Annotated in this window: 11 protein-coding genes; all 11 read left to right on the top strand. The window is 62.5% G+C overall.

The features are described from left to right. Positions 1–759: P-type conjugative transfer ATPase TrbB (trbB, locus tag IVA74_RS12335; RefSeq protein ID WP_247343535.1), on the top strand; the 759-nt coding region annotated here is incomplete at its 5' end. Continuing rightward, positions 756–1082 carry a TrbC/VirB2 family protein gene (locus IVA74_RS12330; protein ID WP_247338342.1) on the top strand — a complete coding sequence of 109 codons (327 nt, stop codon included), beginning with the start codon at positions 756–758 and terminating at the stop codon, positions 1080–1082. The genes trbB and IVA74_RS12330, both read left to right, overlap by 4 nt. Further along, positions 1082–1345, top strand: coding sequence for a VirB3 family type IV secretion system protein (locus tag IVA74_RS12325; RefSeq protein ID WP_247343533.1), 264 nt, complete (start codon positions 1082–1084; stop codon positions 1343–1345). The genes IVA74_RS12330 and IVA74_RS12325 overlap by 1 nt, the downstream gene beginning before the upstream one ends. Positions 1346–1354: 9 nt before the next feature. Further along, on the top strand, positions 1355–3790 hold the full coding sequence (gene trbE / locus IVA74_RS12320; RefSeq protein ID WP_247343531.1) for a conjugal transfer protein TrbE: 2436 nt from the start codon (positions 1355–1357) through the stop codon (positions 3788–3790). Next, positions 3787–4521 carry a P-type conjugative transfer protein TrbJ gene (trbJ, locus tag IVA74_RS12315; RefSeq protein WP_247338340.1) on the top strand — a complete coding sequence of 245 codons (735 nt, stop codon included), beginning with the start codon at positions 3787–3789 and terminating at the stop codon, positions 4519–4521. The genes trbE and trbJ overlap by 4 nt, the downstream gene beginning before the upstream one ends. A gap of 2 nt (positions 4522–4523) precedes the next feature. Next, positions 4524–4895 (top strand): putative entry exclusion protein TrbK-alt, encoded by a 372-nt coding sequence (gene trbK-alt, locus IVA74_RS12310; protein ID WP_247296878.1) that lies wholly within the window; start codon positions 4524–4526, stop codon positions 4893–4895. A gap of 3 nt (positions 4896–4898) precedes the next feature. Next, positions 4899–6152: a P-type conjugative transfer protein TrbL gene (trbL, locus tag IVA74_RS12305; RefSeq protein WP_247343530.1), complete on the top strand. Its 1254-nt coding sequence runs from the start codon at positions 4899–4901 to the stop codon at positions 6150–6152. A gap of 47 nt (positions 6153–6199) precedes the next feature. Next, entirely contained in the window at positions 6200–6880 is a 681-nt protein-coding gene (trbF, locus tag IVA74_RS12300; RefSeq protein WP_247289301.1) for a conjugal transfer protein TrbF, read from the top strand. A 1-nt stretch (position 6881) separates the two neighbouring features. Further along, positions 6882–7856, top strand: coding sequence for a P-type conjugative transfer protein TrbG (gene trbG / locus IVA74_RS12295; protein WP_247343527.1), 975 nt, complete (start codon positions 6882–6884; stop codon positions 7854–7856). Then, positions 7853–9058: a TrbI/VirB10 family protein gene (locus IVA74_RS12290; RefSeq protein WP_247343525.1), complete on the top strand. Its 1206-nt coding sequence runs from the start codon at positions 7853–7855 to the stop codon at positions 9056–9058. The genes trbG and IVA74_RS12290 overlap by 4 nt, the downstream gene beginning before the upstream one ends. 5 nt (positions 9059–9063) lie before the next feature. Continuing rightward, a complete protein-coding gene (locus IVA74_RS12285) occupies positions 9064–9306 on the top strand; it encodes a DUF2274 domain-containing protein (protein ID WP_247343524.1) in 243 nt (80 codons plus the stop codon). Positions 9307–9348: the final 42 nt, after the last annotated feature.

The raw sequence follows: 9348 nt of genomic DNA, 5'->3' as shown, positions 1-9348 counted from the left end.
GTCCGACTGGTCGCGCACTATGTAGGAGCAGAAGTTCATCCCGGCTCGCCCCGGATTTCGGCTGAGCTGCCGGAAACGGGGGAACGTTTCGAAGGATTGCTGCCGCCGGTTGTTGCCGCGCCGACCTTTGCCATCCGCAAACCGGCGATCGCCGTGTTTGGCCTGGACGAGTATGTCGCCGCGGACATTATGAACGCGAGCCAAGCGAGCGCGCTTCGCAACGCGGTCGCCGCACGGAAGAACATCTTGGTCGCCGGCGGCACCTCGACCGGCAAGACCACGCTGACAAATGCGCTGCTTGCCGAGGTTGCCAAAGGTTCGGACCGCGTCGTCCTCATCGAAGATACCCGGGAGCTTCAGTGCAGGGCACCAAATTTGGTGGCGCTGCGGACCAAGGACGGCGTGATCTCGCTCTCCGATCTTGTGCGCTCCTCTCTTCGCCTGCGCCCTGATCGCATTCCGATCGGCGAGGTCCGTGGGGCCGAAGCGCTGGATCTTTTGAAAGCCTGGGGCACAGGACATCCCGGCGGCATCGGAACGATACACGCCGGGACCTCGCTTGGCGCGCTGCGCCGGCTCGAGCAGCTGATCCAGGAAGCCGTCATCACCGTCCCACGCGCCCTGATCGCAGAAACCATCAACGTCATCGCCGTTCTCTCTGGCCGTGGCGGCGAACGGCGGTTGAGCGAACTCGCCAGCGTCGAAGGCCTTGGATCATCGGGCGACTACAGCCTTTCGAACATCGGAGATCAGTCATGACCACACGATCGTCTCTCGGGCGCGGCTTCATCTCAATTGTGGCGTTCGCCAGCCTTGCCCTAGCCAGCGCGCCGGCCTGGGCCGCCGGCTCGAACATGCCTTGGGAGCAGCCGCTGAACCAGATCCTGCAATCGGTCGAAGGTCCGGTCGCAAAGATCATTGCGGTCATCATCATCATCGTGACCGGGCTGTCGCTCGCCTTTGGCGACACCTCGGGTGGTTTCCGGCGGCTAGTCCAGATCGTGTTTGGCCTGTCGATCGCATTCGCCGCATCGAGCTTCTTCCTTTCGTTCTTCTCATTCGGCGGCGGAGTGGTGATCTGATGGACGAGCCAGTCCCGGAATTTGTGGCTCCCGTCCACCGCGCGCTCACCGAACCGATCCTGCTGGGCGGCGCGCCGCGCGCGGTTGCCATCCTCAACGGTACACTGGGCGCCGCACTCGGTCTGGGCCTGCGCATGTGGCTGGCCGGCCTTCTCCTCGCTTTCGTGGGTCACATGGCTGCGGTCTGGGCCGCAAAGCGCGATCCGGAATTCGTGGAAGTCGTGCGCCGGCATGTTCGCGTTCCCGCTCACCTCAGCACCTGAAGTCGTCCCATGATGAATCTTGCCGAATACCGCCGTTCAAGCACACGTCTTGCCGACTTCCTGCCCTGGGCTGCCCTGGTCGATGAAGGGATCATTCTCAATAAGGATGGATCGTTTCAGCGAACGGCCCGGTTCAGAGGGCCGGATCTCGACAGCTCCGTGCCGGCCGAGCTCGTTGCCGTCGCAGGCCGCCTCAACAATGCACTCCGTCGTCTCGGATCCGGGTGGGCCGTGTTCGTCGAGGCGCAGCGGCATTCGGCCGGACGCTATCCGCCGGATACATTCCCGGACGTCGCCTCGGCGCTGGTGGATGCGGAGCGGAAGGCGCAATTCGAGGAAGCCGGCAGTCATTACGAATCGAGCTACTACCTGACTTTCCTTTATTTGCCTCCGGCAGAGAGTGCGGCCGCAGCAGAGCGCCTGCTGTACGAGGGCAGCCAGCGCGCTGCGGGAGCCGATGCACGCGAGCTGCTCGCCGGCTTTAGTGACCGGACCAGCCGCGTGCTGCAGCTGGTCGAGGGTTTCATGCCGGAATGCCGTTGGCTTGATAACGAGCAAACGCTGACCTACCTGCATTCGACGGTCTCGACCAAACGGCACCGGGTGCGTGTGCCAGAAATCCCGATGTATCTCGATGCGTTGCTAGCCGATCAATCGCTGGTAGGCGGACTTGAACCCATGCTGGGCGACGCGCATCTGCGCGTTCTGACGCTCGTGGGGTTTCCGACTGCGACCACGCCCGGGATTCTCGACGAGCTGAACCGGCTGGCATTCCCGTACCGCTGGTCGACGCGCGCTATCATGCTCGACAAGACAGATGCCACAAAGCTCCTCACCAGGATCAGGCGTCAATGGTTTGCCAAGCGCAAGTCGATCGCCTCGATCCTGAAGGAGGTGATGACGAACGAGGCCTCCGCGCTTTTGGATACCGATGCCCACAACAAGGCGATGGATGCGGACAGTGCGCTCCAGGAATTGGGTTCGGATCAGATCGGCCAGGTCTTCGTCACGGCAACGGTCACGGTCTGGGACAGGGATCCGCGCGCAGCCGACGAAAAGCTCCGCCTCGCCGAAAAGGTTATCCAGGGCCGAGACTTCACCTGCATGGCCGAGACGGTCAATGCCGTCGAAGCCTGGCTCGGCAGCCTGCCGGGACAAACTTACGCGAACGTCCGCCAGCCGCCGGTCTCGACCCTGAACCTCGCCCATATGATCCCGCTATCTGCGGTATGGGCCGGAGAGGTGAGGGATCACCACTTCAAGGCGCCGCCATTGTTCTTCGGCAAGACTGAAGGTTCCACGCCATTCCGGTTTTCTCTGCATGTCGGAGATGTCGGCCACACGCTGGTCATCGGACCGACGGGCGCCGGCAAGTCGGTCCTGCTGGCGCTCATGGCGCTGCAGTTCCGCCGCTACAGCGCGGCGCAGATCATTGCGTTTGACTTCGGCGGCTCGATCCGGGCATCGGCCATCGCCATGGGCGGCGACTGGCATGATCTCGGCGGCGCGCTCGATCCGTCAGAACTCGTCGCCCTCCAGCCGCTCGCGCGCATCGACGATCTCGGCGAGCGAGGCTGGGCATCCGACTGGATCGCATCGATCCTGTCGCGCGAGCGGATCGAGGTCACGCCTGAGACTAAGGATCATGTCTGGTCGGCGTTGACCTCGCTCGCCTCGGCGCCGGTTGCCGAGCGGACGCTGACTGGGCTCTCCGTTCTCCTGCAATCCAACGCTCTCAAGCGCGCGCTGCAGCCCTACTGCCTCGGGGGGCCATACGCGCGGTTGCTGGACGGCGAGCACGAAACGGTCGGTGAAGCCTCCGTCCAGGTGTTCGAGACCGACGGATTGATTGGGACCTCTGTCGCGCCCGCAGTTCTGGCGTATCTGTTTCACCGGATCGAGGACCGCTTAGACGGCCGTCCGACACTGCTCGTCATCGACGAAGGCTGGCTCGCGCTCGATGATGCCGATTTTGCCGGCAAGCTCCGCGAATGGCTCAAAACGCTTCGCAAGAAGAACGCCTCCGTCGTTTTTGCGACCCAGTCGCTCGCCGATATCGACGCCTCCAAAATCGCGCCTGCCATCATTGAGAGCTGCCCGACCCGGATCCTGTTGCCAAACGATCGCGCCGTCGAGCCGCAGATCATGGCGATTTACCGGCGCTTTGGGCTGAACGACCGCCAGACCGAGATCCTCGCCCGCGCCACCCCCAAGCGACACTACTACTGTCAATCTCGACGCGGCAACCGCCTGTTCGAGCTCGGACTTGGCGAAATCGCGCTCGTCTTCGTGGCCGCCTCGTCCAAAGCCGACCAGGCTCTCGTCGAACGGGTGCTTGCCGAGCACGGAAGGGACGAGTTCGTGACCGGTTGGCTCAAGGCGCGCGACCTCGGCTGGGCCTGCAATCTCATTCCGCAGCTCGCCCAACAAGGAGCGCTCTCATGAACTGGATCCGGCCGATTCTGGCGGCAAGCATCATCGCCATGATCATGGTCCAAGCGCCCGGCAGAGCAAAGGCGCAGTGGATCGTTTTCGATCCCAACAACTACGTTCAGAATGTGCTGACCGCCGCGCGTGAGCTGCAGCAGATCAACAACCAGATCACCTCGCTGCAGAACGAAGCGCAGATGCTGATCAATCAGGCGAAGAACCTGGCCAGCCTGCCTTATTCGTCGTTACAACAGCTCGAGCAATCGATTCAGCGCACCCAGCAGCTACTCTCGCAGGCACAGCGAATTGCCTATGATGTCGAGCAGGTCGATCGCGCGTTTTCCACCACCTATGCGCCGGCATCGGTCAGCATGTCCAATGGGCTCCTTGTCGGGAATGCGCAGACGCGTTGGCAGAACTCCGTTGCCGGGCTGCAGGACGCCATGCGGCTCCAAGCGAGTGTTGTCCGCAATCTCGACACCAACCGCACCCAAATGTCCGCCCTGGTGACGGCGAGCCAGGGCGCATCGGGTGCGCTTCAGGCAAGTCAGGCCGGCAACCAGCTCCTTGCGTTGCAAGCTCAGCAGCTTGCGGACCTTACGGCTACTGTCGCGTCGCAAGGTCGTGCGCAAACGCTCGAGTCTGCCCAGCGCGCAGCTGCGCAGGATCAGGGCAGGGAGCAACTGCGGCGCTTTCTTAGCCAGGGGCAGGGCTACCAACCAACAACCGTGCAGATGTTTCACTGATCATGAAGAAACGACTTGAACGACTGCCCGCCGCGGCAGCCCTTGGTCTTGCTGTCCTGGTGGTTGGCGTCTGCGCCATTCGGTTGCCTGAGGACAGGAGCGCGACCCAATCTTCCGTCTATCTCGCCTCAAAATCCGATGCGACCGCAGCAAAGCTCGAGCAATGCCGCACCGTCACCTACGAGCAGAAAGAGGCTCTTCTCGAATGCCAGAAGATCTGGGCCGAGCAGCGCAGGCAGTTCTTGGCAGGAAGTAGATCGACAGGTGATCCGGACAGCCGGACAGGCGCCGCGCCATTCCTCTCTCCTGTCCCGCGCAAGGACGAAAGTCGCCTCCCGTCCGGTTTTCCCTCCATTCCAAGCCAAAGCGAGTGACCCATGGGTGGTACCTCCGTCATCGATCAATTCCTGGAAACCTTCACCCGCTACATCGATTCCGGGTTTGGCCTCGTCGGAGGCGAAGTGGGGTATCTCGCCACGACGCTGGCGGCGATCGACCTCACGCTCGCGGGCCTGTTCTGGTCCTTTGGCACTGATGAGGAGATTCTTGCCCGGCTCGTCAAGAAGACATTGTTTGTCGGCGTCTTTGCCTATCTGATCAGCAATTGGAACAGCCTTGCGCGCATCGTCTTCGAGAGCTTTGCAGGCCTTGGGCTAAAAGCCTCAGGCACAAGCCTGTCGTCGACAGATTTTCTGCGGCCGGGCCGGATCGCCCAAGTTGGCCTTGATGCCGGCCGACCCATCCTCGACTCGATCTCGGGGCTCATGGGTTACGTCAGCTTCTTCGAGAATTTCGTGCAGATCGTGGTCCTGCTGTTCGCCTGGATCGTGGTGCTGTTGGCCTTCTTTATTCTCGCGATCCAGCTTTTCGTCACGCTTGTCGAGTTCAAACTGACGACACTTGCCGGCTTCGTGCTGATCCCCTTTGGCCTCTTCGGCAAGACGGCCTTTGCGGCCGAGCGAGTGCTGGGCAACGTAATCTCTTCCGGCGTCAAGGTCCTGGTCCTGGCCGTCATTGTCGGCATCGGATCGACCTTGTTCTCGCAGTTCACGGCAGGCTTCGGCGGCAACCAGCCGACCATCGAGAATGCGATGGCGCTGGTGCTCGGTGCGCTCACACTTCTGGGGCTCGGGATTTTCGGGCCCGGTATTGCCAACGGCATCGTCTCCGGAGGTCCGCAGCTTGGCGCCGGAAGCGCTGTCGGGACAGGCCTCGCCGCCGGTGGCGTTGTTGCGGCTGGCGCAGGTCTCGCCGCCGGCGCGGCCGGTCTCGCCGGCGGCGCGATTGCTGGCGCGGCACGTGGAGGCAGCGCGATTGCAAATGGTACGGTGAGCGTGTCGCAGGCGGGGAGCGTGTCGCGGGCGGGGAGCATGTCCGGCGCAGAGGCAAGTGCGTCAGGTGCGGCTAGTCCTTTACGTTCGGTCGCCACTGGTCTTGGCGGAGCGCCGAACCATGCCGGTCGTGAAGAGGGGGACTCTTCCGCCGCTGGGTTCGACGCGCCCCCTTGGGTTCGTCGGATGAAGCGAGCGCAGACGATCAGCCATGGCGCATCAGCGGCTACCCAGGCGATCCGTTCCGGCGATCACGGCGTGGGCGGCGGATCTGTCGACCTCTCGCAACAAGACCGCTGACGCTTCACATCGACCATTTCCATTCCTGAGCATCTTGAGGTCAAACAATGTTCAAACGATCGGCCGTTCACTATGGCCGCATGCCGGAGCCTGTCACTCCGTATCAACGCGCCGCCCAGGTCTGGGATGATCGCATTGGGTCTGCGCGCGTCCAGGCCAAAAACTGGCGCCTGATGGCGTTTGGCTCCCTCTTCTTGTCCGGCTGTTTTGCCGCCGCTCTGGTCTGGCAATCCGCACACGGGACGATCACGCCGTGGGTGGTTGAGGTCGACCAATTGGGGGAAGCCAAGACTGTCGCTCCGGCAAATGCCAGCTACCAACCGACCGACCCCCAAGTCGCTTTTCACCTGGCGCGATTCGTCGAGCATGTGCGTGGTCTGCCGATGGACGCCATCGTGCTCCGCGAAAACTGGCTGCGCGCCTACGATTTCACGACGGATCGCGGTGCCGCGGCGCTCAACGATTATGCCCGCAACAACGAACCATTCGCCAAGCTCGGCAAAACGCAAGTCGCGATCGAAGTGTCTAGCGTCATCCGGGCCTCCCCTGAGAGCTTTCGCCTGGCCTGGATCGAGCGGCGCTACGAGAACGGTCAGCTTGCCGCAACGGAGCGGTGGAGCGCGATCCTCACCATCGTCGTGGAAATGCCTCGCGATCTGGATCGCCTACGCAAAAATCCCCTCGGCATCTACGTCAACGCGATCAACTGGTCAAAGGAGCTCGGCTAACATGCCATCAGGTCTCGTTATTGTGTCACGAAAAGCGCGGCCGTGCTTGCCTCTGGCTCTTCTGGTCTGTGCCTCGACGCTGGGCGGCTGCACGACCTTCAGGCCGCCGCAAATCAGCTACGACAACGAGCTCCCGCCGGCACCGGACTTGCCGGCGCTTGCCGATGATCGCCCGCGACCGCTGCATGTGCCGCCGGCCTGGAAGGCTGCACGAGGCGGCAACAGCGCGGAGCCCAAGGAGCCTGTCGAGCGCATCGAAACCGCAAATGACGCTGCACGCGTGCAGCCTCGCAAAGCCGGCTACTACAATGCGGTGCAAGTGTTTTCCTATAGTCCGGGCGCGCTCTACCAGATCTATGCCGCGCCGGGGCAAATTACGGACATTGCCCTCGAGCCCGGTGAGCAGCTGATCGGCTCAGGACCGGTCGCCGCAGGCGATACCGTCCGCTGGGTGGTCGGCGACACCGAGAGTGGCAGCGGCGACACCCGCCGCGTTCACGTCATGGTCAAGCCCACCCGTCCCTCGATCGAGACCAACCTCGTCGTCAATACTGATCGCCGTACTTACCTGATCGAGCTTCGCGCCAAAGAAAAGCCCTATATGCCCTCGGTCGCCTGGTTCTATCCGGCGGATCGTGGCGGGCGAACGCGAGCTCTACCGCCGACACCCTTTATTCCGGACCTGCCGGCGCGCCGGTACCGTTACGCGATCGAGGGCGACAGCCCGCCGTGGCGTCCCGTCAACGCTTATGATGACGGCCGCAAAACCTATGTCGAATTCTCCTCCGGCGTCAGTCAGGGCGAGATGCCGCCGCTCTTCGTGATCGGGCCCAACGGTAAAGCCGAGATCGTCAACTACCGCGCTTACGGAAATGTGCTGATTGTTGACCGGCTGTTCGCGGCCGCCGAGCTGAGGCTCGGCGAGGAGCACCAGCAGAAGGTCAGGATCGTGCGAACCGACGGGAGGTCGCTTTGAACGATAGTGACCAGGCGATCGATGAACCAAACGAACCACCTCGGGCCAGGCCACCGGAAGAGATCGCCGAAGCGCTGCGGCTTCGGCCGGATCCTCCGCAAGTTGCGCGCCTCTCGCGAAAGGTCCTGATAGGCGTCAGCGCTTCTGTGCTCGTGCTGGTCACCGGCGCGGTGCTCTGGGCGCTGCAGGAGAAACGGTCTCATACTTCAGCGCCTGAGGAGCTTTACGCCACCGACCACCACAATATCGCCGATCAGCTCGCGACCTTACCAAAGGATTACACCGAGATCCCGAAGGACGTGCCGCGTCTAGGGCCGCCCTTGCCGGGCGATCTCGGCCGGCCGATCGTCGCAGCACAGGGGTCTTCGACATCCAGCTCCCTCGGCATCGATGCCGAACAGCAGCGTCTCAGCCAGGAGAGCGAGGCGGCACGGATCAGCAAGGTATTTGCCAGCACCAATGTCCGGCCACAGGTCCCTGCCACCTCATCGAGCGAAGCTCGTTCATCCGCCGCGCCATCATCCGACGAAGCATTTGCTCAAAATGGCCAAGACCGAAAGCTTGCGTTCGTCAGTGCAACGGTCGATCGTCGGACGACAAGCTCCGATCGCCTTGTGAGGCCCGCTTCGCCTTTTGTCGTTCAGGCCGGAACGGTCATTCCGGCCGCGCTGATCACAGGAATCCGCTCCGACCTGCCTGGCCAGATCACAGCCCAAGTCACAGAAGCGGTGTACGATTCTCCTACCGGGCGAGCTCGCCTTATCCCCCAGGGAGCAAGGCTGATCGGGAGCTACGATAGCCAGGTCGCATTTGGACAGTCGCGCGTGCTCCTGGTGTGGACGCGCCTTATCATGCCGAATGGAAGGTCGATTGTTTTGGAACGGCAGCCCGGCGCAGATGCGGCAGGTTACTCTGGTCTTGAGGACGAAGTCGACAATCATTGGAAGGAATTGTTGGGGGCCGCCGCTCTTTCGACGCTGCTTTCCGTCGGCACGGAGGTGAATTCCGGGGCGGATAGCGGCAACACCAACAGCGATCTCATTGCCGCGCTCCGCCGTGGAGCTGGGGATTCGATCAATCAAGCGGGCCAGCAGATAGTCCGCCGCAATCTCAATATTCAGCCAACTTTGACGATTCGTCCGGGATTTCCGGTGCGGGTGATCGTCAACCGTGACCTGGTGCTCGAACCGTATAGGGGGTGAGAACGATGCCCAAGCTAAAGCTCGGCGCAATCCACGACGACAAGCCGATCAAGATTACGCATGAACTGCCCGCGAGCGTGCACAGGGATCTCGTGGCATATGCCGAGATCCTTGCGCAGGAGACCACTCAGCCGATCGGAGATCCAGCTAAGCTTATCGCGCCCATGCTGGCCCGGTTCATGGCAGCCGACAGGAGCTTCCGGAAAGCGCGCCGCGCGCGTCAGCGACCACTCGAAGGCGATGGGTAGCGCTCAGAGAGCAACTTCAGGAATTCGTGCAGCGCCGGGTTT

The sequence above is a fragment of the Bradyrhizobium sp. 132 genome (genome assembly GCF_023074185.1).
Taxonomy (GTDB): domain Bacteria; phylum Pseudomonadota; class Alphaproteobacteria; order Rhizobiales; family Xanthobacteraceae; genus Bradyrhizobium.
The sequence above is the reverse complement of the archived record's forward strand: the minus strand, read 5'-3'. Positions and strand labels throughout refer to the sequence as shown.

Excerpts from the sequence above, each read along its gene's own strand:
- trbK-alt (WP_247296878.1), top strand. The coding sequence starts at position 4,524 with ATGAAGAAACGACTTGAACGACTGCCCGCCGCGGCAGCCCTTGGTCTT.
- trbF (WP_247289301.1), top strand. The coding sequence starts at position 6,200 with ATGTTCAAACGATCGGCCGTTCACTATGGCCGCATGCCGGAGCCTGTC.
- trbG (WP_247343527.1), top strand. The coding sequence starts at position 6,882 with ATGCCATCAGGTCTCGTTATTGTGTCACGAAAAGCGCGGCCGTGCTTG.
- IVA74_RS12325 (WP_247343533.1), top strand. The coding sequence starts at position 1,082 with ATGGACGAGCCAGTCCCGGAATTTGTGGCTCCCGTCCACCGCGCGCTC.
- trbJ (WP_247338340.1), top strand. The coding sequence starts at position 3,787 with ATGAACTGGATCCGGCCGATTCTGGCGGCAAGCATCATCGCCATGATC.
- IVA74_RS12330 (WP_247338342.1), top strand. The coding sequence starts at position 756 with ATGACCACACGATCGTCTCTCGGGCGCGGCTTCATCTCAATTGTGGCG.
- trbE (WP_247343531.1), top strand. The coding sequence starts at position 1,355 with ATGATGAATCTTGCCGAATACCGCCGTTCAAGCACACGTCTTGCCGAC.
- IVA74_RS12285 (WP_247343524.1), top strand. The coding sequence starts at position 9,064 with ATGCCCAAGCTAAAGCTCGGCGCAATCCACGACGACAAGCCGATCAAG.
- trbL (WP_247343530.1), top strand. The coding sequence starts at position 4,899 with ATGGGTGGTACCTCCGTCATCGATCAATTCCTGGAAACCTTCACCCGC.